The sequence below is a fragment of the Brevundimonas sp. NPDC055812 genome (assembly GCF_053616535.1).
Window position 1 is genome coordinate 118,514 of sequence record NZ_JBSHDX010000003.1, and the last position, 24,436, is coordinate 142,949.

Consider the following 24,436-nt stretch of genomic DNA (forward strand, 5'->3'; position numbering starts at 1 on the left):
GGAGACCGCTGGGGCCTCCCGGCTCGATTATCCGACGCTGCCGCCGCTTAGAAGCGCGCCGTCAGGCTGACCGAGGCGCTCTGACCCAGGTCGTACTGGTTGATGCGGATCTTGTTGCCCTTTTCCTGGTACTCCTCGAAGTCCGTCCCCAGCAGGTTGCGCAGTTCCAGGGCGAAGCCCAGGTCGCGGCCCTTCACGGTGAAGTCCTTGCGATAGACGAAGTCGAGAACGGCGCCCGGCTCCTGCAGGTAATCCGGCTCGCGCGCCGTGCCCACGCCCGCGCCGCGCGCGGTGATCCGCTCCGAGACGTAGTTCAGGATGAAGGTCGCCTGCGAGCGGGCCGTGTCGTCTTCCCAACCCAGTTGCAGGTTGGCGACGTGCTCCGACTGGCCTTGCAGACGGCTGCCGTCCTGGATGAAGAACGACGCCTGTTCGGGACGCCCGCCGCCGCCCAGGGTGATGACGGTGTCGCCCTCGCCGACCGAGACCTCGGAGTCCGACCAGGTGTAGTTGGCCTGCACCAGCCAGCGCTTGTTGGAGATGAAGGCCGCCTGATCGGCGAACTCGAAGTATTTCTTCACCTCGGCCTCGACGCCCATGACGGTCGCTTCCGGCGCGTTGAGGAAGGTCTGCTGGCGCTGGTTGCCGACATCGACGATCACCGCTTCAACCGGCTTGTCCAGCTTCTTGTAGAAGACGCCCGCCGTGACGAACTGCTGGCGGCCGAAATACCATTCCCAGCGCGCGTCCAGGTTCAGGATCTCGGTGTCGGTCAGATAGGGGTTGCCGATGAAGACGCGGTCGCTTTCCGGGTCGGTATAGGCCTGGGGCGCCAGTTCGCGGAACTGCGGGCGGCCGATGGTCTTGGACGCGCCGAAGCGCAGTTGCTGATCCTCGGTGAAGTTCCACGTCGCGGTGAACGACGGCAGCCAGTACTGCTCCTCGATCTCCGTCGCCTCATAGGAAGGCGTCCCGCCGAACAAATCGCGCGGGGTCACGCTCTGCTGGCCGTCCTCGAAGCGGACGCCGAAGGTGGTGCGGACGGTCGGCACGAACTCGGCGTCGACCATGGCGTAGACGGCGTTGACCTTCATCTCCGCGTCATAGGCGTTGGCGCCGTTCGAGCCGGCGATCTCGCGCAGCTGCAGCGTCCACGGATTGATGTTGAAGTCCGAGAACAGATAGTCGATCCGCGCGCGACGCTGGCTGTCGGTCAAGCCGTTGACGGCCTCAAACTGCAGGTCGTGACGCTCGGCCGAGCGGGTGTTGTCCAGGGTCGAGGCGCCGACGCTGATGGTCGCCTCACGACCCGCCGCCATCGGCAGCTTATAGGCCAGGTCCACGCCGCCGGACCAGATTTCGTCGTCCAGCTCGCTGAACGAGATCTGGTTGCCCTGGACGTTGTGAATGAAGCGATCCTGAGCGTCGACGCCGTATTGGAAGCGCGATTCATAAGGAGCGTCGCGCGAGGTCTTGGCGTAGGCCGCGCGCCAGTCCAGCTTCCACTCGCCGTCGGCGCCGAAATAGTGCTCGCCCGCCAGTTGGCTGGTGAACAGCTGACGCACGAACCATTCGGTGTAGTCGTTGCGGATCACGCTGCCGCCGGCGTCGAAGTCCGGCCCGGCCGAGGTGCGCGCGCGCTTGGTCGTAGTGCGGACGTAGAGGTTGGTCCACTTCACCTCATGATCGTCGTTCGTCAGCGACAGCCCGCCCAGGAAGTTCAGACGCACGTCGTTCTGGTTGGACTCGACGTCGAAGGTCGAGACCGGCACCAGGTCGTCGCCCTGGAACTGGCCCTCTTCCTGGATCGCCTGACGGGTGCGCCAGGAGTTGTCGTAGCCGGCCACGGCGATGACGCCCAGATCGCCGACCTCGGTCGGGGTGCGGAAGCCGCCCGCCAGCTCCAGGCTGCCGTCGACCGGCGTCTGCTGACGCTGCATCAGGCGCAGCGGCGCATTGACCATCGAGCGGCCCATCCGCTGCAGCTCGGCGGCCGAGAAGTTGGCCATGTTGATCTGCTTGCCGGTGCGGAAGGCCAGGTCGATCGGTCCCGGAATCTTGCGGGTCTCGTCGTCGAAGCCGGTCCAGTCGGTGTCCGAGCCGTAATAGACCAAGTTGTCGCGGCCCGTCGTCTCGGTGTTGCCGCCGATGCCCGCCTTGAAGGTCAGGAAGGGTTCGGCCGGGGCGTCCACGGTGCGCAGGTCGATGACCCCGCCGCCGAACTCGCCCGGATAGTTGGGGGAATAGGACTTCTGAACCGTCACGCCCGCCAGGATGCTGGAGGGGAACAGGTCCAGCGGCACCACGCGTTGCAGCGGCTCGGGGCTGGGCAGCGGCGAGCCGTTCAGCAGGGCCGAGGAATAACGCTCGCCCAGGCCGCGCACATAGACGAAGCGGCCTTCGACGATCGACAGGCCGGTCACGCGGGTCAGGGCGGCGGCGGCGGTGGAGTCGCCGGTGCGTTGCAGATCTTCCGACGTCAGGAAAGCGGCCACCTCGGCGCTCTGACGGTTCGGCTGCGGGATATTGCGGCCCAGGACGACGATGTCGCCCAGTTGGGTGGCCGGGGTCTGCGACACCTGATCCGGGCTTTCCGGATCGGCGGGCAGTTCATTGCTCAGAGCCACGGCGGCGACGGGAGCGGACGCCTGGGCGAGCGCGAGGCTGGGCGCGCCGAAAGCGGCGACCAGGGCGCTGCTGGCCAGCAGCAGCCCGTTACGGGTCAGGGTCTTGTTCTTCATGTTCGGCTGCCTTGCGTAGGTCGAGAGAGGCTGGACGCTCAAAGGGTCGGCGGCGGCCCTTTCGGACCGCCGCCTCGCCAGAGGGTTCGTCAGCACTTCGCGTTGGCGGTCAGGCCGCAGGTCCAACCCTGCCACCAGGTGTCCGAAGCGTTCTTCACGGCGCCGATGTAGTCGGTGTCGACGAAGGCGGAGTGGACGCTGGAAGCCTTGACCGGGGTCACGGCGGTTTCATTGGCGCCGTTGATGAAGGTCAGGACCTGGTTGGTGATCGTCACGCCCGAAGTCGGAGCGGTCAGGGTCGAGGTCCCCTTGGCCGTGTTGTTCGTCCCGGCCGTGAAGATCGGTTCAGACAGGGCCGCGTTCGACGCACGGTAAGAGATGCCGCAGGACATGAAGACCGAGTTGAACACCGGGTTCACGCTGGCCGTGTCGGCGTCGGCGATGTCCAGGCAGCCGGCCAGAGAACCGGAAACACTGGTGAAGACCGAGTTGATCACGGTCGGCTTCGTGCCCGTGTCGAAGTGGGCGACGGTATGGGCGTCGGTCGGCGAGTTGCGGCCCACCAGGGTCCAGTTGGCGATCTTGGGCTGGGAGTTGTAGCGCTGGGCCAGCGGCGTCGAGGCCGGGGCGGCCGAGAACTCGAAACCGGCCGAGCGGCTGGTCGCGTTCGGGGCGCGCTGGGTCGCGATGCCGAACTGGGCGCCGCCGCGCCAGCCGGTGTCGGTGTCGAAAGCGTCATCGTCTGCGCCGTTGATGACGATGTGCTTCAGATTGACGTTGCCGCCGAAGATTTCGATGCCGTCGTCCGACGAGTTGTAGGACTGGACGTATTCGATGGTGGTGCCGGCGCCGACGCCGGCCAGGGTCAGGGCCTGCAGTTCGTTGCCCGTCGAGATCTCAAAGCCCGAGTAGCGGATCTGGACGTAACGCAGACGGCCCGAGTTGTCGTTGGCGTTGCCGCCGCCGTAGAAGGCGTTGGTGCCCTCGACCTGGCCGGTGCAGGTGACCGGCGCGGTCAGCTGACAGTTGGCCTGAGGCGCGCGACCGGCCAGGACGATCCCGCCCCACTGACCGTGCGAATTCTCGTTCGTCGTGCCTTCGACGTTCTGGCGGCTGGTGAAGATGATCGGTTGCGAGGCCGTGCCCTCGGCGTAGATCTGCGAGCCGCGGTTCACCAGCAGGTAGTCGCCGCCGCCCGAGGCGAAGATGGTCACCCCCGCCTCGACCGTCAGGATGCCCTGCGTGCCCGTGTTGGCCGAGGCGTCGACGCCGCCGTCCGTGCCGACGGCCGTGCGGCCCGAGATCGAATAGATGGTGCCGGCGCGCAGCGGCACCGTCAGCGAGCCGTTGATCTGTTGCGGCAGCTGGCAGTTGCGCAGCGTGCCGTTGGCCATGGTTCCGACGTTGGCGAAGCCGGTCGGGCAGTCAGCGGCGGCCTGGCCGTTGCCGCCGCCGTTGTTGCCGCCCCCGCCATTGTTGCCGCCGCCGTTGCCGAAATCGCCTTCACCCGGCGAGGCCACCTCGGCCGAACCGCCGCAGGCCGCCAGGGCGAGCGCGCTGGCCGCCACGGCGAGCAGGGTCTTGAAGCTGCTGTTCATCGTCATTCCACCGGTCTGGTCAAAGGATGCGACAGTGGGCGGCTCATCCGCCGCGGATGACCCTGCTTCCCTCCTGCCTCGGCGGCATGGATAGCGGCTGCTGTTTCCGAAGCTTGCGCGCTTCGGTGACGGATCGGCTTAGGTTTCTTGCCGTTTTCCCGCCGTTTGAGTGACAAATTGTCTGATAACGGAGATTGGCGGTCCTCATCCGCCGGTCATCGGACGGCGCCTTGAAGCCCACGCCCCCTTGTGTCGCGGACGCGTCTGACGCAACAGGACGCGCCGGTCTGCTCGCCGGCCCCCGACACGCAAAGAAGACGAGATTCCGAATGGGCGGCTGGAACGTGCGCAAGCGCATCACTGTCAACGCGCAGGAACGCAGCCTGGCCCGCAGCCTCAGCTGGCCTCATCTTGTGGCCATGGGCGTGGGCGCCATCGTCGGCACCGGCATCCTGACCCTGATCGGCATCGGCGCCGACAAGGCCGGGCCGGCCGTCCTGCTGTCCTTCCTGATCGCGGGCTTCGTCTGCGCCTGCGCCGCCCTGGCCTATGCCGAGATGGCCTCGACCATCCCCGCCTCGGGCAGCGCCTATACCTATAACTACGTCGTCATCGGCGAGGTCGTCGCCTGGGTCATCGGCTGGAGCCTGATCCTGGAATACAGCCTGGTGGTCAGCGCCGTGGCCGTCAGCTGGTCCGGCTATGCGGCGCCTCTGCTGCATGACTGGCTGGGGCTGCCCATGGCCCTGATGCAGGGGCCGCACGCGGGCGGCGTCGCCAACGTCCCGGCCCTGTTCATCATCCTGGTCATCGCCGGAATGCTGATCATCGGCACCCGCAAGAGCGCCACGCTGAACCTGGCCCTGGTGGTCGTGAAGCTGTCGGCCCTGGTGCTTTTCGTCTGGTTCGCCCTGCCCCATTTCAACGCGGCCAATCTGGAGCCGTTCAGCCCCTTCGGCTTCGGCCGCACCATGGGCGAGGACGGGGTCGAGCGCGGCATCATGGCCGCCGCCGCCATCATCTTCTCGGCCTTCTACGGTTTCGACGCCATCGCCACGGCGGCCGAGGAAACCCGCAATCCCAAGCGCGATCTGGCCATCGGCATCGTCGGCTCCATGCTGGCCTGCGCGGCCATCTACACCGTCATCGCCACGGCGGCCCTGGGCGCCACCTCCTTCACCCTGTTCGCCAACAGCCCCGAGCCGCTGGCCCTGATCCTGCGCGAGATCGGCCAGCCGGGCGCCGCCCACTTCCTGGCCGTGACGGCGGTGCTGACCCTGCCAACCGTCATCCTGGCCTTCTTCTATGGCCAGAGCCGCATCTTCTTCGTCATGGCGCGCGACGGCCTGCTGCCGCGCGGCCTGTCGCAGCTCTCGGCCAAGGGCGCGCCCCTGCGCATCACCCTGTTCACCGCCGCCGTGGTGGGGACCATCTCCCTGTTCTTCCCGCTGGACGAGATCGTCGCCCTGGCCAACGCCGGGACGCTGGTGGCCTTCAGCTCGGTGGCGCTGTGCATGCTAATCCTGCGCCGTCGCTCGCCGGACCTGCCGCGCGGCTTCCGCACGCCGCTGGCCTGGGTCATCGGCCCGATCGCCATCGCCGGCTGCCTCTATCTGCTGGCCAGCCTGCCGCAGAAAACGCAAGCGTGGTTCCTGATCTGGAACGTGATCGGCGTCGGCGCCTATCTGCTCTACGGCCGTCGCTTCAGCGTCGCCCGTCGTGAGGCCAAGGAAGCCGAACAGGCCGCCGCCGACTGATCCATACAGGGGGCGCTGCGACCGGCGCCCCCGCTAATCCTCAACCGGCCCAGGCGGTCCCCGGCGCCGCCTGCTATCCAGACGCCTCGCCCCGATGGCCGGATGGCGGAGCGGTTACGCGGCGGAGTGCATATCCGTCCAGCCTGGTTCGATTCCAGGTCCGGCCTCCATCGGGGCGCCCTGCCGTTCAGGAGCCGCCCCCCATGCGTCGTCCCATGCACCGACCCGCGCCCCCGATCGACGCCGTGGACTGGCTGAACACGCCCGAGCCGGTGCGTCTGGAAGACCTGCGCGGCAAGGTCGTCTGCATCGCCTTCCTGCAACGCCTGTGCCCCGGCTGCTCCCACTACGCCCTGCCGCAGGCCCGGCGCGTGGCCGAGACCTTCACCTCCGGCGAGGTCGCCGCTCTGGGCGTCCACAGCGTGTTCGAGCATCACGACCAGCAGTCGGACCGTGCGGGCCTGAGCCGATGGCTGGCCGAGCACGGCTGCCGTTTCCCCGTCGCCGTCGACGCGCCGTCGGCCGACACCACAGCCCCCCGCACCATGACCGCCTTCAATCTTCAGGGCACGCCTAGTCTGGTGCTGGTCGACCGGCTGGGCCGGATGCGGATGCGCCGCTTCGGCCCCGTCTCGGACATGATGCTGGGCGCCGAGATCATGGCCCTGCTGCTGGAGCCTGCAACCGTCGCGTGAAAAGCCGCACCGCCTGCTTGCCCCAGCGTCAAATGCTCATTTTATTGAGCACCCAGAACACAAAATCAGTGACTTAGGCCAAAACCATAAAGGGCTTGGCGCCTGATCCGTTATCGTGCCCACTATCCTGGACGGCGAACCAGAGGGGATCGCCTTCACAGTGAGCAGACGATATGGCCGCCCCCTTCTCCACGGATAAGGTCTTCATCGGCGGCGTCTGGCGCTCCGCAGGGGGCGACGTGACTCTGCCGATCGAGAACCCATCGACCGGCGAGGTCATGGGCCAGCTTGCCGCCGGAACCGCCGCAGACGTGGACGCCGCCGTCAGCGCCGCCCGCGCCGCCTTCGACGGAGACTGGGGCCGGACCACGGCCGTCGAGCGCGGCCGCATCCTGGCCCGCATGGGACGCGAGGTCGAAGCCCGCATCGACATGCTGGCCGAACTGGAAGCCCTCGACGTCGGCAAGCCGCTGAAGCAGGCCCGCAACGATGTCATCGCTTTGGCCCGCTACCTCGAATTCTACGCAGGCGCGGCGGACAAGCTGCACGGCGAGACCATTCCCTTCCAGGACGGCTACACCGTCTACACCCTGCGCGAGCCGCACGGCGTGACGGGCCACATCATCCCGTGGAACTATCCGATGCAGATCATCGGCCGCTCGGTCGTGGCGGCCCTGTGCGTCGGCAACGCCGTGGTGCTGAAGCCCGCCGAGCAGGCGTCGCTGACCGCCCTGGCCTTCGCCCATATCGCCGCCGACTGCGGCCTGCCCGCAGGCGCGCTGAACGTCGTGACCGGCACGGGGGCCGAGGCGGGCGCGGCGCTGGCCGCCCATCCGGGGATCAACCACCTGTCCTTCACCGGCTCGACCGGGGTGGGCGTCGCCATCCAGCAGGCGGCGGCGGTCAACGCCGTGCCGGTGACGCTGGAACTGGGCGGCAAGTCGCCCCAACTGGTCTTCGACGACGCCGATCTGGACAAGGCCCTGCCCTTCCTCGTCAACGCCGGGGTCCAGAACGCCGGCCAGACCTGTTCGGCCGGATCGCGCGTGCTGGTCCAGCGCGGCGTCTATGACGAGGTCGTGCGCCGCATGGCCGAGCGCTTCACCGCCCTGACCGTCGGCCCCGCCATGAACGACCGCGATGTCGGCCCGCTGGTGTCGAAGAAGCAGCAGGTCATGGTCGAAGGCTTCATCGACAAGGGCCGCGCCGACGGCCTGATCGTGGCGCAGGCGACGCTGGGCGACCTGCCGTCGGGCGGCGCCTATGTCGCGCCCACCCTGTTCGCCAATGTCGCGCCGGATCATCCGCTGGCGCAGCAGGAAATCTTCGGCCCGGCCGTCGTCGTCATCCCGTTCGAGACCGAGGACGAGGCCGTCGCCATCGCCAACGGCACGCCCTACGGCCTCGTCGCCGGGGTCTGGACCGCCGACGGCGGGCGGCAGATGCGACTGGCCAAGCGGCTGCGGGCCGGACAGGTCTTCATCAACAACTACGGCGCGGCGGGCGGGGTCGAACTGCCCTTCGGCGGCGTCGGAAAATCGGGCCACGGTCGCGAAAAAGGGTTCGAGGCGCTCTACGCCTTCACCACCCTGAAGACCGTCGCGGCTCATCACGGATAGCAGGGAGTAGGCGTCTTGGGGGAGAACAGATCGAGGCGGCTGGAGGGCAAGCGGGCGATCGTCACGGGCGGAGCCTCCGGCTTCGGCGCCGGAATCGCGCGCCGCTTCGCCGAGGAAGGCGCCCGCGTCATCGTCGCCGACCTGAACGGCGACGCCGCCCGCACGCTGGCCGCTGAACTGGGCGACGCCGATCTGGCCGTGAAGGTCGACGTATCCAGCGCCGCTGACGTCGCTGCTCTGGCCGAAACCGCGAACCGCCTGCTGGGCGGCGTCGACATCGTGGTCAACAACGCGGGCGTCGGCCACACGCCCCAGCCGCTGGACGAACTGTCGGACGAAGCCTTCGACCGCATCGCCAGCGTCAACATGCGCGCCATCTATCTGATGTCGAAGGCCTTCGTCCCGGCGATGAAGGCGCAAGGGTCCGGCGCCATCCTCAACATCGCCTCGACCGGCGGGGTCAGTCCCCGGCCGAACCTGACCTGGTACAACGCCTCCAAGGGCTGGGTCATCACGGCGACGCGGGCGATGGCGGTCGAACTGGCCCCCTTCCAGATTCGCGTCAACGCCCTGAACCCGGTGGCGGGCGACACCCCCCTGCTCAAGACCTTCATGGGCGAGGACACGCCCGAGATGCGGGCCAAATTCCTCTCCTCCATCCCCATCGGCCGCTTCTCGACGCCCGAGGACATGGGCGCCGCCGCAGCCTTCCTCTGCTCCGACGACGCCTCGATGATCACAGGCGTGGCCATGGAGGTCGACGGTGGCCGCTGCATCTGACCGCGTGTTCAAGCTGCTGGTTCTGCCGGGCGACGGCATCGGGCCGGAGATCATCCGCGAGACCCTGCGCGTCGTCGACTGGGCGCGGAACGCCGGGCTGCGCATCGAACTGAGCGAAGCCCTGGCGGGCGGCGCCAGCATCGACGCCGTCGGCGCGCCCATCGCCGAGGACGTGGTGGATCAGGCGCTGGCGTCAGACGCCGTCCTGTTCGGCGCCGTCGGCGGGCCTAAGTGGGACCACCTGCCCCGCGCCCAGCGGCCTGAGATGGGCATCCTGCGCCTTCGTCAGGCGCTGGACCTCTACGCCAATCTGCGCCCCGCCGTCTGTTTCGACGAACTGCTGGACGCCTCGGCGCTGAAACCCGAGCTGATCCGGGGCCTCGACATCCTGATCGTGCGCGAGGCGACGGCGGGCGTCTATTTCAGCCTGCCCCGCGCCAATGAAGTGGACGCCAACGGCCAGCGCCGCGCCTATGACACCCAGGCCTATACGGAAGCCGAGATCGCCCGCGTCTGCCGCACGGCGTTTGAACTGGCCCGCACCCGCCGGCGCCGCGTCTGCTCGGTGGACAAGGCCAATGTCATGGAGACCGGCGCCCTGTGGCGGGCCGTCGCGACCGAAGTCGCCGCCGACTATCCCGACGTGGAGCTGTCGCACATGTACGCCGACAACTGCGCCATGCAACTGGTCCGACGACCGGACCAGTTCGACGTCATCGTCACCGACAACCTGTTCGGCGACATCCTGTCCGACGCGGCGGCGGCCCTGACCGGCTCGCTGGGCCTGCTGCCCTCGGCCTCGCTGTCGGGGCTTGATCAGGGCGGGCGCAGCCGGGGCCTTTACGAGCCGATCCATGGTTCGGCGCCCGATATCGCAGGCCAGGGCGTCGCCAATCCCATCGCCGCCATCCTGTCCTTCGCCCTGTGCCTGCGCTGGTCCTTCGACCGCGCCGACCTGGCCGACCGGCTGGAGCGCGCCGTGCGGCAGGTCGTGTCCAGCGGCGTCCGCACCCCCGACATTGCGGAAGCCGGCGTCGCTCCCGTCTCCACCCTTCAGATGACCGACGCGGTTCTGGCCGCGCTGGATGCAGAGTCCGCGTGAGGATCGATTGATGACCGCCCCCACCATGCAGACCGTCATGGACCTGATCGACGGCCGCACCGACGAACTGGTCGCCCTGACCCAGGATCTGATCCGCTTCCCCACCATCAACCCGCCGGGCGAGGCCTATCGTCCCTGCGCCGAGTACATCGGCGAACGGCTGAAGAAGCGCGGCTTCACCGTCGAATATGTGCGCGGCGAAGGCTCTCCGGGCGACAGCGACCAGTATCCGCGCACCAACGTCATCGCCCGCTGGACCGGCAGCGAGCCCGGCCCCTGCGTCCACTTCAACAGCCATATCGACGTGGTCGAGGTCGGCGCCGGCTGGACCGTCGATCCGTTCGGCGGCGAGGTGAAGGACGGCCGCGTCTATGGTCGCGGCGCCTGCGACATGAAGGGCGGGCTGGCCGCCTCCATCATCGCGGTCGAGGCCCTGATCGATTCCGGCCTGCCCCTGCCCGGCGCGCTGGAGATTTCCGGCACGGTGGACGAGGAATCCGGCGGCTATGGCGGCGTCGCCTATCTGGCCGAGCGCGGCTGGTTCTCCGAGCCGCGCGTCAACCACGTCATCATCCCCGAGCCGCTGAACGTGGACCGAGTCTGCATCGGCCACCGCGGCGTCTGGTGGGCCGAGATCGAGACCAAGGGCCGCATCGCCCACGGCTCCATGCCCTTCCTGGGCGACTCCGCCATCCGCCACATGGGCGCGGTGATGGAGGAGTTCGAATCCAAGCTCTACCCCGCCATGGCGGCCCGCCATTCCGACATGCCGGTGGTGCCCGAGGGCGCCCGCCAGTCGACCATGAACATCAACTCCATCCACGGCGGTCAGGCCGAGGGCTTCGACGGCCTGCCCGCGCCCTGCGTGGCCGATTCCAGCCGCATGATCATCGACCGCCGCTTCCTGATCGAGGAGACGCTGGACGACGTAAAGGGCGAGGTGAAGGCTATCCTCGACGGCCTGGCGGCCCAACGCCACGGCTTCCGCTACGAGATGCGCGACCTGTTCCAGGTGGCGCCCAGCATGGCCGACCGCGACGGTCCCGTGGCCAGCACGACGGCCGCCGCCATCGAGACGGTGTTGGGCAAGAAGGCCCAGTTCGTCTGCTCGCCCGGCACCTATGACCAGAAGCACATCGACCGCATCGGCAAACTGAAGGACTGCATCGCCTACGGCCCCGGCGTGCTGGATCTGGCGCACCAGCCGGACGAATGGGTCGGCATCGACGACATGAGCAACTCGGCCAAGGTCATGGCAAGGGCGGCCTATGATCTGCTGACCCGCAAGCGGAGCTGACGAAATGGCGCGCGGCGATATGGAAGAAGAGAACATCATCGGCCCGCGCCTGCGCGCCCTTCGGGACCGCCTCGGCCTGTCGCAGCGAGCCCTGGCCCGCAAGGCGGGCGTGCCGTCCAGCACCGTCAGCCTGGTCGAGAGCGGCCGCACCAGCCCATCCGTCGGTTCACTGAAACGACTGTTGGACGCGGCCGGCATATCGCTGGGCGACTTCTTCAGCTCGGAGTTCGAGACCCCGACCAAATACTTCTATCGCCACGACGAACTGACCGACATTTCGCGCGGGGACGTCTCCTACCGTCAGCTGGGCTCCAGCCAGGATTCCAGCCTGCAGATCCTGTACGAGACCTATCAGCCCGGCTCAGACAGCGGCCGGGTCATGCTGTCCCACGAGGGCGAAGAGGGCGGCATGATCATCTCGGGCCGTCTGGAAGTCACCGTCGACGGCCAGTCGCGCGTGCTGAAGGCGGGCGAAGGTTATCTGTTCCCCAGCGTCCTGCAGCACCGTTTCCGCAACATCGGCGACGTCCCCTGCGTGGTCATCAGCGCCTGCACGCCGCCGACCTTCTGAGGGGCACCGTTGCGAATGATCAGTATTCCGATCATTGGAATATTTTCCCCATATCAGACAGAGATATAGGCCAACAAAGAAACAGCCTTGCCCAAATTCGCCATCAGGCGACTACTGATCCCTGAGGGAAGAGGGTTTTCCGCAGCCGGTCATTGCAACTGCATGTTGATGCTGCGTTGCACAAAACATCGGCAGCGGAGATAGTTCGGCGATCGGGTTGTGCCGGTCGCGACGGCTGAACGCGGCTTTAAAGACTGCGGCGGCCTCATGGGGAGGAAGACGATGAATCGTCTGATGGTCAGCGTTTCCGCCGGGGCCTTGTTCGCCCTGTCCGCCACCTCCGTCGCCGCGCAGCGCGCGCCCGACGAACCGACCGCCACCACGGTCGATGAGGTCATCGTCACCGCCCAGCGCCGCGAACAGGCGGCCCAGGATGTCGGCATCGCCCTCAGCGTCCTCAGCGGCGAAAGCCTGACGCAGCAAGGCGTCACCAACGTCAACCAGCTTCAGAACGCCACGCCCAATCTGGAGGTCGAACCGGCCTTCGGCGGCGGCGCAGCCCAGTTCCGGATGCGCGGCGTCGGCTTTCAGGACTACGCCTCCAACAACTCGCCCACCGTCGGCGTCTATGTGAACGAGGTCGCCTATCCGGTCCCGGTCATGACCCAGGGGCTGATCTTCGACATCGACCGGGTCGAGGTGCTGCGCGGGCCGCAGGGCACCCTGTACGGCCGCAACACCACCGGCGGCGCCATCAGCTTCGTCACCAAACGCCCGACCGAAGACCTGTCCGCCGGGCTGATGACCGAATGGGGCAGCCACAACCTGTTCCGGGGCGAGGGCTATGTCTCCGGTCCGCTGGCCGAAACTCTGCGCGGCCGTCTGGCCGTCTCGACGGAGCAAGGCGGCGCCTGGCAGCGCAACCGCGACACAGGCGAAAGCCTGGGCGACGCCGACCGCACCGGCGCCCGCGCTCTGCTGGAATGGACGCCCAGTGAGACCTTCACCGCCCTGCTCGACGTCCACGGCGGCGTCGACAAGTCCGAGAACCAAGGCCTGTATCTGATCAGCGACCTGCACACCGGCGCGATCAACCGCCCCAGCTACCTCATCCCCGCCGATAAGGATCGCTCCAAGACCGGATGGGGCCTGTCGCAGCGTTTTGCTGACGCCATCGGCCGCGACGTGAACGCCAAACCCGGTCGAGACAACTCATCCTGGGGCGCCTCGCTGAACGCCAATCTGGCGCTCAAGGGCATGAACCTGTCCAGCATCACCAGCTATGAGACCCTGGACCGCAGCGAATACGGCGACTGGGATTCCAGCGCCTCGGTCGAGGCCGACACCTTCTTCGGCAGCGATGTGAATGTCCTGTCGCAGGAACTGCGTCTGGCCTCGGACAACGACAGCCCCCTGACGTGGGTGGCCGGTTTCTACTACTCCAAACAGGATCTCAACGAGCGCTACTTCTCCGACTTCATCGACATCTACGGCACCTACGCCCAGGTCACCTACGACCAGAAGGTCGAGTCCTGGAGTTTGTTCGGCCAGACCGAATACGCCTTCTCCGAGCGGTGGAAGGCCATCCTGGGCCTGCGCTACGAGGAAGAAACCCGCGAGCTTGAAGGCTTCGGCTCGGCCTTCGGCGGCGCCACCGCCCTGCCCCCGACCAGCGTCGACACCAAGATGACCCCGCTGACCGGCAAGGCGGCGCTGGAGTTCAAACCCGCCGACAACGTCCTGATCTACGGTTCGGCCAGCCGGGGCGCCAAATCGGGCGGCTTCACCACCTACAACACTGGCGACAGCAGCGGCATCGAGCCTTTCGATCCGGAAATCCTGTGGGCCTATGAGCTCGGCTTCAAGGCCGACCCGTCGCGTGCGGTCCAGATCAACGGCGCGGCCTATTACTACGACTACAACGGCCAGCAGGTGCTGTCGGCCGTCTGCGGCGCCAACGGCCCGGTCGGCCGCTTCACCAACGCCGATTCCAAGATTTACGGCGCGGAGCTCGAGGGCGTTTTCCGCCCCACAGCCGGTCTGCGGATCAGCCAGAACCTCAGCTACAAGAAGGGAGAGTACACCGACTTCGTCGACCTGAACATCGGCGCCTGCCAACAGACGCCGCCAGTCACCGCCTATATCGACAAGTCGGGCCAGAACATCCCCTTCCCCGCGTGGTCCTACGGCGGATCGGTCAGCTACGACTGGACGGTCAGCGGCTTCGCCGTCACGGCCGAGGCCAACTACAGCTATCGCGACGAGTACCCGTCCTGGCTAGGCGCCAAGTACGATGTCGAGGCCTATTGGCTGGCCAACGCCAGCATCACCGTGGGGCCTGAAGACGCCGACTGGTCCATCGCCTTCTGGGCTCGCAACCTGTTCGATCAGGATTACGATCTGACGCGCAACTTCTTCACCAGCGCAGACATCGCCCAGCCGGGCCGTCCCCGCACGATCGGCGCGCGGCTGACGCTTCGCTACTGAGCGTTCGGCCCGCTCAAAAAATCGAGCACGCGGGTAAATTATCTATATTTATCCGCACATTAAATCACGGAAGTAACAGTCTTCCCTTTCGTTGCGGTTCGGCCGCTACTGGCGAAAGACAGAGGATGACCGCATGACCGCTGCAAGCGCAGGCAAGGCCGCAAACGACCTTGATCCCTTCTGGATGCCGTTCACGGCGAACCGCGCCTTCAAGGCGCAGCCCCGCCTGTTCGCCTCGGCCAGGGACATGCACTACTTCACGCCGGACGGTCGGGCGGTGCTGGACGGCACCGCCGGCCTGTGGTGCGTCAACGCCGGTCACGCCCGCCAGCCGATCGTCGAGGCGATCCAGCGCCAGGCCGAGATCCTGGACTACGCACCGACCTTTCAGCTGGGGCATCCGCTGGCGTTCGAGCTGGCGTCGCGTCTGGGGATGCTGCTGCCGGGCGACCTGAACCACGTCTTCTTCGCCGGTTCGGGGTCAGAGGCCGTGGACACCGCCCTGAAGATCGCACTCGCCTGTCAGAGCGCCAGGGGGTTCGAGAACCGCACCCGTCTGATCGGCCGCCAGAAGGGCTATCACGGCGTCGGCTTCGGCGGCATTTCCGTGGGAGGACTGGAGAACAACCGGCGCGGCTTCCTCACCCTGCCCGGCGTCGACCACCTGCCCCACACGCTTAATCTCGAGGAGGCCGCCTTCACGCGCGGCCAGCCGAGCTGGGGTCTGCACCTGGCCGATGAGCTGGAGGTTCTGATCGAGACCCACGGCGCCGAGACGATCGCCGCCGTCATCGTCGAGCCCATGTCCGGTTCGGCCGGGGTGATCGTGCCCCCCGTCGGCTATCTGGAGCGCCTGCGCGAGATCACGGCGCAGCACGGCATCCTGCTGATCTTTGACGAGGTCATCACCGGCTTCGGCCGTCTGGGCGCCCTGACGGCGGCCGAGGCCCTGGGCGTCACGCCCGACCTGATGACCTGCGCCAAGGGGCTGACCAACGGCGCCGTGCCGATGGGCGCCGTCGGCGTCAGCAGCGCCGTCTATCAGACGGTGGTCGAGGGCGCGGCGGGGCCGGGCATCGAGTTCTTCCACGGCTATACCTATTCCGGCCACCCGCTGGCGGCGGCGGCGGGGCTGGCCACGCTGGACGTCTACGAGAGCGAAGGCCTGTTCCAGCGCGCGGCTGAACTGACGCCTTACTGGCAGGACGCAGTGCACAGCCTGAAGGGCCTGCCCCACGTCATCGACATCCGCGACCTGGGCCTGGTCGCAGGAATCGAGCTCGCTCCGCGCCCCGGCGCGCCCGGCGCCCGCGCGACTGAGGTGTTCCACCAGGCGTTTGACGACGGAATTTTAGTACGGGTGACGGCAGATGTCATCGCGCTGTCGCCTCCCTTGATTATCAGCCACGCTCAGATCGACGAGTTGATCGATCGACTTTCCAACATCATAGAAAACACACCTTAGAATACCAATGGTATTGAGGGGGATGAGATGAAGAAGTATATCTTGGCGTCTTCTGTCAGCTTACTGACTATAGCCGCCTTCTCTAACGCAGACGCTCAAAGCGAGACTCGATCGGGGGATCAGGCTACACGCGTCGACGAGATCATCGTCACCGCGCAGCGGCGTGAACAGGCCAGCCAAGACGTGGGCGTCTCCCTCAGCGTCATCGGCGGCGAGCAGCTGGATGAAAAAGGCATCTCGGTCGTCAACGACCTGGAAAACGCCGTGCCCAACATGGAGGTCGACAGCCAGTTCGGCGGCGGCCAGCCTCAGTTCCGCATCCGCGGCATCGGCGCGCGCGAATATTCGTCCAACAACGCCTCGACCGTCGGCATCTATGTCGATGAGGTGGCCCACCCTTACACCGTGACCACGCAGGGCGCTCTGTTCGACATCGCCCGCATGGAGGTCCTGCGCGGGCCGCAGGGGACGCTGTACGGCCGCAACACCACCGGCGGCGCGGTCAACATCATCACCAACGCCCCCACGGCCGACTTCCAGGCCGGGTTCAACGCCGAATACGGCACCTTCGACCGCTACAAGGTCGAGGGTTATGTCTCGGGCCAGATCGCGCCCAACCTGCTGGGCCGCCTGGCCGCCGTCACCGAACAGGGCGGCGCCTGGCAGTATCACCGCGACACTGGCGAAAAGCTGGGCGACCTCGACAAGACCGCCATCCGCGGCCGCTTGACCTGGGACGCCAGCGAGACCGTCACCGTCGACCTGGCCGCCACCTATTCGATCGACAAGTCGGATGGCCGCGGCTTCCGCCTGCTTGGCCCCTACACCGTCGCCGACGGCAGCGTGACCTATCCCAAGGACACGGCGTGGCGCATCACCGGCTGGGGGATTTCACCGCAACTGGCCGCCAAGGCGGGCGTCTCGACCAACGCCAAGCCGTTCCGCGACAATGACGGCTTTGACATCAACGCCCGCATCCGCGCCGATCTCGGCTGGGCCGACCTGACGTCGATCACCGCCTATCAGACCTTCTCGCGCAGCGAATTCAACGACTGGGACAGCACCCGCTTCCACGAGTCGAACGTCCTCTTTTACAATGACATCGACGTCTTTGCTCAAGAGCTGCGCCTGAGTTCGAACGGCGACGGCCCGTTCAACTGGATGGTCGGCGCCCACTATGCCGACGAAAGCATCGACGGCGGCTTCTACACCGAGTTCCGGGGCAACCCGAACCTCATCGACACCGCCTATGATCAAAGCGTCTCGGCCTTCGGCATCTTCACCCACAACTCCTATCAGGTGAACGAGCGGCTGAACCTGATCGCCGGCCTGCGCTGGGAAACGGAAGAGCGGACGCTCAAGAGCGGCGGCACCTATGTCGCGCCCAATCCGCCGCCGCCCGCCGTCACCTACGACACCGACCTCAACGAAGTCTCGGGTCGACTGGGGCTGGAGTATAAGGTCACCGATGACGCCCTGTTCTACGCCAGCGTGGCGCGCGGCGTGAAATCTGGCGGCTTCACCACCTACAACGCCACCTCTGCGACCCCGTTCAAGCCGGAAATCGTCATCGCCTATGAGGCGGGCCTGAAGTCCGACCTGTTCGATCGCCGCCTGCGATTGAACGGCGCCCTGTTCTACTATGACTACAAGGACCAGCAGGTTCAGGGTCTGGAATACGACCGCGACACCGGCCGCCTCGGCAAGATCACCAACGTGCCCAAGTCGCACATCATGGGCGGTGAGATCGAGCTGACCTGGGTGCCGATGGACGGCCTGACCATCAGCCAGAACATCGGTTACAAGACCGGCGAGTATGATGAATACAACGCCATCGACGGACCGGCGACCGACGCCGCCAACCCGGTCGACGGCCCCTGGGACGTCATCATCACCAACGACCGCTCCGGCGAACGCCTGGCCTTCCCTAAGATGAACTACGGCGGCGCCATCTCCTATGACTGGGAAATGGCGGGCTGGGAGCTTCGCGCCGAGACCAACTACAACTACCGCGACGAACTCTACTCGCTCAGCGCCTCGTCGATCATCGAGCCCTTCTGGCTGTGGAACTCCAACTTCAGCGTTTCACCGGCCGGGGCCAACTGGCGGGCGGGCCTGTGGGTGCGCAATATGTTCAACACCTACTATGAAGAGACCCGCAACGGCTTCAACAGCTCGTCGCGGCCGACCACCTCGCCCAGCCAGGGCCGCACCTACGGCGTGCGCCTGTCGATGGACTTCTAAGGCTTCCTCCCAAGCAGGGCGGGTCGGCTTCGGCTGGCCCGCCCTGCGCCTTTTGACTGATGAACTGATGTCCTTTCCGTCTTCCCGCCTTGATCGCCGCGCCCTGTTGACGGGTCTGGTCGTCGCTCCCGCCGTGCTCAGTTTCGGCCGGGCGCAGGCGGGCGGCGCCTATCTGTTCCCGCTCGGCGTCGCCAGCGGCGATCCGGCCCACGACGGCTTCGTTATCTGGACCCGGCTGGCGGCTGATCCCCATGCCGCCGATGGGCTTGGCGGCTTGTCGGGCGCCATCCCCGTACGCTGGGAAGTCTCCGCCGACGACCAGTTCCGCCGCATCGTCGCCGCCGGGAACGTGACCGCCTCGACCGACGCGGCGCACAGCGTCCATGTCGAGGTAACGGGTCTCGCCCCTCACCGCCCCTACTGGTATCGCTTCATCGCCCAGGGCCAGCTGAGCCCGACCGGCCGCGCCCTGACCACGCCCGCTCCGAACGCCGCCGCCGACCGCCTGCGTCTGGCCGTCGCCTCCTGCTCGCACTGGGAGCGCGGCTATTTCAGCGCCTATGGCCATATGGCCGACGAGCAGCCCGACCTGACCCTGTTCCTGGGCGACTACATCTATGAATACAGCCTGGGGCCGGACCGCGCCGACCAGGTGGTGCGCCCTTACAACCTCGAGGAAGCGACATCGCTGGCGGGCTATCGCAACCGCTACGCCCTGCACAAGACGGACGCCAACCTGCAGCGCCTGCACGCCGTCGCCCCCTGCATCGCCGTGTGGGACGACCACGAGGTTCAAGACGACTATTCCGGCGTCTGGTCCAAGATGTCGGGCGTGTCGCCCAACGATTTCCTGCAGCGCCGCGCCGCCGCCTATCAGGCCTTCTATGAGGCCATGCCGATCCGCCGCACGCGCCTGAGCGCCGCCCTGCAGATGCCCATCTATCGCCGCGTCCGTTACGGGAACCTCGCTGAGTTCTTCATGCTGGACGGCCGCCAATACCGTTCGAAACAGCCGTGCAGCGACGGCGAAAACGGCGGCAAGGGCCAGATCGTCACTGACGCGACCTGCACCGACCGATTGGACCCGTCACGCACCTTCCTCGGCTTCGAGCAGGAGCGTTGGCTCTATGACGGCCTGGCCCGCGCCGAGGCGCGCTGGAATATCCTGGGCCAGAATCTGGTCATGGCGGGCCTGCGTCTGGCCCGCAGCCCGGCCGAGGAAAACCGCTACTGGACCGACACCTGGGACGGCTTCCCCGCCGCGCGCGACCGCCTGACCGGCGCCCTGTCCGAGTTGAAGCCGTCCAACCCGGTGGTGCTCAGCGGCGACTACCACTCCTTCTGGACCAATGACGTGAAGCTGGACAGCCGCGACCCGTCATCGGCCACCGTGGCGACCGAGTTCGTCGGCACCTCCATCACCTCGACCGGCCCCAGCTATGAAGGCCTGATGGCCGTCATGCCCAATAATCCGCAGGTGAAATTCTTCGACAGCCGCCCGCGCGGCTATATGTCGATCGACGTGCGCCCCGACCGCATGGATACGCGCTATCAGGTCATCAGCGACGTGCGCGATCCCAAGGCCAGCCTGTCGACCCTGAAATCCTGGACCGTTGAATCGGGCCGCCCCGGCGCCGTCGCCGCATGATCCTTTCCGACCGGAGTTCCGCCATGACCACCCCGCGCCTCGCTTCTTCTCTCATCGCCATGGGCTTCGCCCTGGCCCTGGGCGGTTGCGCCGGCGCGGTTTCGACGCAGACGGCGGCAGTCGTCGCCCCCGCCGCGCCCGTGACCTTCTGGGAGGGCTTCCGCGATCACCCGCACGGCTATCTGACGGCCGAGAACACGCCCAACGCCGCCAACTTCCTGCCGCCGCCGCCCGCCGAAGGCTCCCTGCGCGAACAGGCCGACATCGCCGCCTATCGTGAGATGCGCGCGCTGGAAGGGACCGAACGCTGGGAGATCGCCCGAGCCGACAATGAGATCGAGACGCCCGGCGCTCCCCGCGCCTTCGACTGCGCCCTCGGTTTCAAATTCCAGCCGGAACAGATGCCGACCCTGACCCTGCTAATGGGCAAGATGCTGGGCGATCTGGAGATGATCCAGACCCCAGCCAAGAAGGGTTATTTCCGCAAGCGCCCCTTCGTGGTCGAACCTCTGCCGACCTGCATCGCGCCCGAGGTCTGGCTGGCGGCCAGCGGCTCCTATCCCTCGGGCCACTCGGCGCTGGGCTGGGCCTGGTCGTTGGTGTTGGCCGAACTGGCGCCCGACCGCGCCGACGCCATCCTGCGCCGAGGTCTGGCCTATGGCGAAAGCCGTGCGGTCTGCGGCGTCCACTATCCCAGCGACGTCGAGGCGGGCCGCATCGTCGGCGCGACCATCGTCACCCGGCTGAAGGCCGATCCGGCGTTCCAGGCCGACTTCGCCAAGGCCAAGGAAGAGTTCGACGCCGCCCGCGTCGCCGCAACCGAGGCCACGGCCGCCTGCCCCGCCTCGCTGGCGCGCCAGCCGTGGTGAGGCGCGCTTAATCAATGGCGTGAGTGCAAATCCATGACGTAGGCTGACGAAGATCGGCCACGTCGCAAGGGGGAGATCGAGGGCAGGTGACGAAGACAGGGGCGACACGCGTCGCGACAGCATCCCGACGGCGCGGCCGGAACGGCGGACTTCGGTTCAGCCTGATCACGCTTATGCTGTCGCTGGCCCTGTGCGTCGTCTGGGGCCTGACGGCGCCGCAGGTTCAGGCGCAGGCGCCGCGTGACCGACTGTTGCTGGGCCTGCCGCTGGAGCCGCCCAACCTCGATCCGACCTCGGGCGCAGCAGCGGCGGTGGATGAAGTCGTCTACGCCAACGTGTTTGAGGGCCTGACCCGGCTGACCCAAAACGGCGCCGTCGCCCCGTCCCTGGCCGAGTCGTGGGAAGCCGCCCCCGACGGCTTGACCTGGACCTTCCACCTGCGGCGCGGCGTGACATTTTCGGACGGCTCGCCGTTCGACGCCGTCGTCGCCAAATTCTCTCTCGACCGCATCACGGCCGAAGGCTCCACCAACGCCCAGAAGGCCCTGTTTGAGCCGATCCGCAACGTCGAGGTCGTCGATCCGGCGACTCTGCGCATCCACCTGTCGCGGCCGATGGCGACCCTGCCCTACGTTCTGGCATGGGGCGACGCGGTCATGGTCTCGCCCAAGAGCGCCGCGACCAACGCCGTCACCCCCATTGGCACCGGCCCGTTCAAGCTGCAGAGCTGGCAGCGCGGCAGCCAGCTGACCTTGATCCGCCGCGACGGCTACTGGGGGCCTGCGCCTCGCCTGAACACCGTCGTCTTCCGCTTCATCAGCGATCCGACCGCCGCCTTCGCCGCCGTCAGCGCCGGCGACGTGGACGCCTTCCCCAACTATCCCGCGCCCGAAAACGTCGCCCAGTTCCAGCGCGACCCGCGCTTCCGAGTCGTCGTCGGCGCCTCGGAGGGCAAGGTCATTCTGGGGATCAACAACACCAGGGCCCCGTTCAACGACGTGCGGGTGCGCCGCGCCCTGTCCTACGCCATCGACCGCGACGCCCTGATTCAGGGCGCCATGTTCGGCTTCGGCCAGCCGATCGGCAGCCACTATTCGCGTCAGGCGCCGGGCTATGTCGACCTGACCGGCCTCTATCCGCACGACCCGGCCAAGGCGCGTCAGCTGCTGGCCGAGGCGGGCTATCCCAACGGCATCGACGTGACGCTGCGCCTGCCGCCCCGCCCCTACGCCCGGCGCAGCGGCGAGGTGCTGATCTCGCAACTGGCCCAGGCGGGCATCCGCGCCAGGATCGAGAATCTGGAATGGGCCCAGTGGCTGGATCAGGTGTTCAAGCGCCGCCAGTTCGACCTGACCATCGTCGAGCACGTCGAGCCGATGGATTACGACATCTATGGCCGCAAGGACTATTACTTCGGCTACGACAGTCCCGCCTTCGACGCCCTGCTGGCCGAAGTAAACACCGCCCCTGACGAGCCGACGCGCAACCGCCTGCTGGGCGACCTGCAACGCCGCATCGCCGATGACGCGGTCAACGGCTTCCTGTTCCAGTCCTCGCGCATCGGCGTGTGGAAGGCGGACGTGAGCGGCCTGTGGATCAACGGCCCCATCGCCGCCAATGACGTGACCGGCGCCTACTGGACCGGCGCGGGCGCCGCGACGACCGCCAGCGCCGAGCGCACCGGCGGCGGCCTGCCCTGGGGCTGGATCAGCCTGATTGCGGGCGCGGCGCTCCTCGTCTTCGTCGCCTGGCGCTTCGGCGCCGCCTGGCTGCTGAAGAAGCTGGGCGGTCACGCCCTGACGCTGCTGGCGGCAACCGTGGTCATCTTCCTGCTGCTGCAGGTCGTGCCGGGCGATCCGGCCAGCTATATGATGGGGTTGAACGCCAGCCCCGAGAGCATCGCCGCCCTGCGCCAGCAGATGGGCCTCGAAGGCTCGGGCCTTGAGCGCTACTTCGCCTGGCTCGGGGACCTGCTGACCGGAAAGTTCGGGACCAGCTACACCTATCAGGTGCCGGTCGGCGGCCTGATCGCCGAACGTCTGGCCGTCTCGGCGCCGCTGGCCCTGATGGCCACCGTCCTGTCGCTGCTGGTCGCCCTGCCCATCGGCGTCACCGCCGCCAGCCGCAGGGGAACGGCCATCGACACCGGCCTGATCGGCGTGACGCAGGTCGGCGTCGCCCTGCCCAACTTCTGGATCGCCATGCTGCTGATCCTGCTGTTCTCGGTGAACCTGGGCTGGTTCTCGGCGGGCGGCTTCCCCGGTTGGAGCGCCGGCTTCTGGCCCGCCTTCAAGGCCCTGATCCTGCCCGCCGTGGCTCTGGCCGCGCCGCAGGCCGCCATTCTCGCCCGCGTCCTACGCACCGCCCTGCTCGACACCATGAACGAGGACTATGTCCGCACCGCCCGCGCCAAGGGCCTGAGCGTCAACCAGGCCCTATGGCGCCACGCCCTGAGGAACGCCTGGATCCCGGTCCTGACTATCCTCGGCCTTCAGTTTCCCTTCCTGCTGGCGGGCGGCATCATCATCGAGAACGTCTTCTCCCTGCCCGGCCTCGGCCGACTGGTGTTCCAGGCCATCACCCAGCGCGACCTGATCGTGGTCCAGAGCGTGGTGGTGGTACTGGTCTTCGCCGTGGTTCTGGTCAGCTTCCTGATCGACCTGGCCTATCTGTTCGCTGATCCGCGCCTGAGGGGACGCCGCGCATGACCGACGCCCCCGCTATCACCGCCCCCGCCAAGCCCCGCGTGCGCTGGCCCCTGTCGCTGATCGTCGGCGCAGGCCTAACCGCCGTGGTGCTGGCGACCGCCCTGCTGGCCCTGGTCTGGACGCCCTATGACGTGGAGGCGGTGGACATCGCCGCCAAGCTGACCGCCCCCTCCGCCGCCCACTGGATGGGCACGGACCACTTCGGCCGCGATGTGCTGTCGATGATCATGGCGGGGGCGCAGAACTCCCTCGTCGTGGCCTTCGTCGCCGTCGGCATCGGCGTCGCAATCGGCACGCCTCTGGGCCTGACCGCAGCTGCGCGCGGCGGCTGGGTCGACGAACTGGTCATGCGCGGCAACGACCTGATCTTCGCCTTCCCCGCCCTGTTGCTGGCCGTGATGATCACCGCCGTCATGGGGCCGGGCGCAATCAACGCCGTCATCGCCATCGGCGTCTTCAACATCCCCGTCTTCACCCGCGTGGCGCGCGGCGCGGCGCAGGGCCTGTGGACCCGCGAATACGTCCTGGCCGCCCGCACGGCGGGCAAGTCCAAGGCCCTGATCTCGCTCCAGCACATCCTGCCCAATCTGATTAGTCTGCTGGTCGTTCAGGCCGCGATCCAGTTCGCCGTCGGCATCGTCGCCGAGGCGGGCCTGTCCTACGTCGGCCTGGGGGCCCAGCCGCCTGCGCCCAGCTGGGGCCGGATGCTGGCCGAGGCCCAGACCATGATCGGCTTCGCGCCGTGGCTGGCCATCATGCCGGGGCTGGCCATCTTCGTGACCGTGCTGGGCCTCAGCCTGACCGGCGACGGCCTGCGCGACCTGTTCGACCCGCGCGTGCGGCGGGAGCGTTGAC

Annotated in this window: 16 protein-coding genes and 1 tRNA gene; 15 read left to right on the forward strand and 2 right to left on the reverse strand. The window is 67.2% G+C overall.

Annotated features, from left to right (window positions below; translation table 11 throughout):
* Nucleotides 1–47: 47 nt before the first annotated feature.
* Nucleotides 48–2,741, reverse strand: a complete 2,694-nt coding sequence (locus tag ACWGL1_RS06040; RefSeq protein WP_452111474.1) for a TonB-dependent receptor domain-containing protein — start codon at nucleotides 2,739–2,741, stop codon at nucleotides 48–50.
* Between the two features lie 89 nt (nucleotides 2,742–2,830).
* Nucleotides 2,831–4,339 (reverse strand): hypothetical protein, encoded by a 1,509-nt coding sequence (locus ACWGL1_RS06045; RefSeq protein WP_291776367.1) that lies wholly within the window; start codon nucleotides 4,337–4,339, stop codon nucleotides 2,831–2,833.
* 329 nt (nucleotides 4,340–4,668) lie between these two features.
* Here ACWGL1_RS06045 and ACWGL1_RS06050 point away from each other — a divergent pair, with 329 nt between their 5' ends.
* The 15 genes from ACWGL1_RS06050 (at nucleotide 4,669) to ACWGL1_RS06120 (ending at nucleotide 24,435) form a co-directional block, all read left to right on the forward strand.
* Entirely contained in the window at nucleotides 4,669–6,096 is a 1,428-nt protein-coding gene (locus ACWGL1_RS06050; RefSeq protein ID WP_452111475.1) for an amino acid permease, read from the forward strand.
* A gap of 96 nt (nucleotides 6,097–6,192) precedes the next feature.
* Nucleotides 6,193–6,266 (forward strand) — tRNA-Cys (locus ACWGL1_RS06055).
* Nucleotides 6,267–6,299: 33 nt separating this feature from the next.
* Entirely contained in the window at nucleotides 6,300–6,791 is a 492-nt protein-coding gene (locus ACWGL1_RS06060; RefSeq protein ID WP_452111476.1) for a redoxin family protein, read from the forward strand.
* Between the two features lie 173 nt (nucleotides 6,792–6,964).
* Nucleotides 6,965–8,410, forward strand: a complete 1,446-nt coding sequence (locus ACWGL1_RS06065) for an aldehyde dehydrogenase family protein (protein WP_452111477.1) — start codon at nucleotides 6,965–6,967, stop codon at nucleotides 8,408–8,410.
* A gap of 15 nt (nucleotides 8,411–8,425) precedes the next feature.
* The gene (locus ACWGL1_RS06070; protein WP_291776375.1) at nucleotides 8,426–9,190 is read left to right on the forward strand and encodes an SDR family oxidoreductase; all 765 of its coding nucleotides are present in this window, start codon (nucleotides 8,426–8,428) and stop codon (nucleotides 9,188–9,190) included.
* A 4-nt stretch (nucleotides 9,191–9,194) separates the two neighbouring features.
* Nucleotides 9,195–10,292 carry a 3-isopropylmalate dehydrogenase gene (gene leuB / locus ACWGL1_RS06075; protein WP_452111677.1) on the forward strand — a complete coding sequence of 366 codons (1,098 nt, stop codon included), beginning with the start codon at nucleotides 9,195–9,197 and terminating at the stop codon, nucleotides 10,290–10,292.
* A gap of 10 nt (nucleotides 10,293–10,302) precedes the next feature.
* On the forward strand, nucleotides 10,303–11,589 hold the full coding sequence (locus ACWGL1_RS06080) for an acetylornithine deacetylase/succinyl-diaminopimelate desuccinylase family protein (protein ID WP_452111478.1): 1,287 nt from the start codon (nucleotides 10,303–10,305) through the stop codon (nucleotides 11,587–11,589).
* Between the two features lie 4 nt (nucleotides 11,590–11,593).
* On the forward strand, nucleotides 11,594–12,160 hold the full coding sequence (locus ACWGL1_RS06085) for a cupin domain-containing protein (protein ID WP_452111479.1): 567 nt from the start codon (nucleotides 11,594–11,596) through the stop codon (nucleotides 12,158–12,160).
* A 282-nt stretch (nucleotides 12,161–12,442) separates the two neighbouring features.
* Complete coding sequence (locus ACWGL1_RS06090) at nucleotides 12,443–14,647, forward strand: TonB-dependent receptor (protein ID WP_452111480.1); 2,205 nt, start codon at nucleotides 12,443–12,445, stop codon at nucleotides 14,645–14,647.
* A gap of 133 nt (nucleotides 14,648–14,780) precedes the next feature.
* A complete protein-coding gene (locus ACWGL1_RS06095) occupies nucleotides 14,781–16,112 on the forward strand; it encodes an aspartate aminotransferase family protein (protein ID WP_291776384.1) in 1,332 nt (443 codons plus the stop codon).
* Nucleotides 16,113–16,295: 183 nt separating this feature from the next.
* Nucleotides 16,296–18,356 carry a TonB-dependent receptor gene (locus tag ACWGL1_RS06100; RefSeq protein WP_452111481.1) on the forward strand — a complete coding sequence of 687 codons (2,061 nt, stop codon included), beginning with the start codon at nucleotides 16,296–16,298 and terminating at the stop codon, nucleotides 18,354–18,356.
* Between the two features lie 67 nt (nucleotides 18,357–18,423).
* Complete coding sequence (locus tag ACWGL1_RS06105) at nucleotides 18,424–20,004, forward strand: alkaline phosphatase D family protein (protein ID WP_452111482.1); 1,581 nt, start codon at nucleotides 18,424–18,426, stop codon at nucleotides 20,002–20,004.
* Nucleotides 20,005–20,027: 23 nt separating this feature from the next.
* Complete coding sequence (locus ACWGL1_RS06110) at nucleotides 20,028–20,873, forward strand: acid phosphatase (protein ID WP_338578313.1); 846 nt, start codon at nucleotides 20,028–20,030, stop codon at nucleotides 20,871–20,873.
* A 173-nt stretch (nucleotides 20,874–21,046) separates the two neighbouring features.
* Nucleotides 21,047–23,581, forward strand: coding sequence for an ABC transporter substrate-binding protein (locus ACWGL1_RS06115; protein WP_452111483.1), 2,535 nt, complete (start codon nucleotides 21,047–21,049; stop codon nucleotides 23,579–23,581).
* A complete protein-coding gene (locus ACWGL1_RS06120) occupies nucleotides 23,578–24,435 on the forward strand; it encodes an ABC transporter permease (RefSeq protein ID WP_452111484.1) in 858 nt (285 codons plus the stop codon). Before ACWGL1_RS06115 ends, ACWGL1_RS06120 begins: the two co-directional genes overlap by 4 nt.
* Nucleotide 24,436 lies beyond the last annotated feature (1 nt).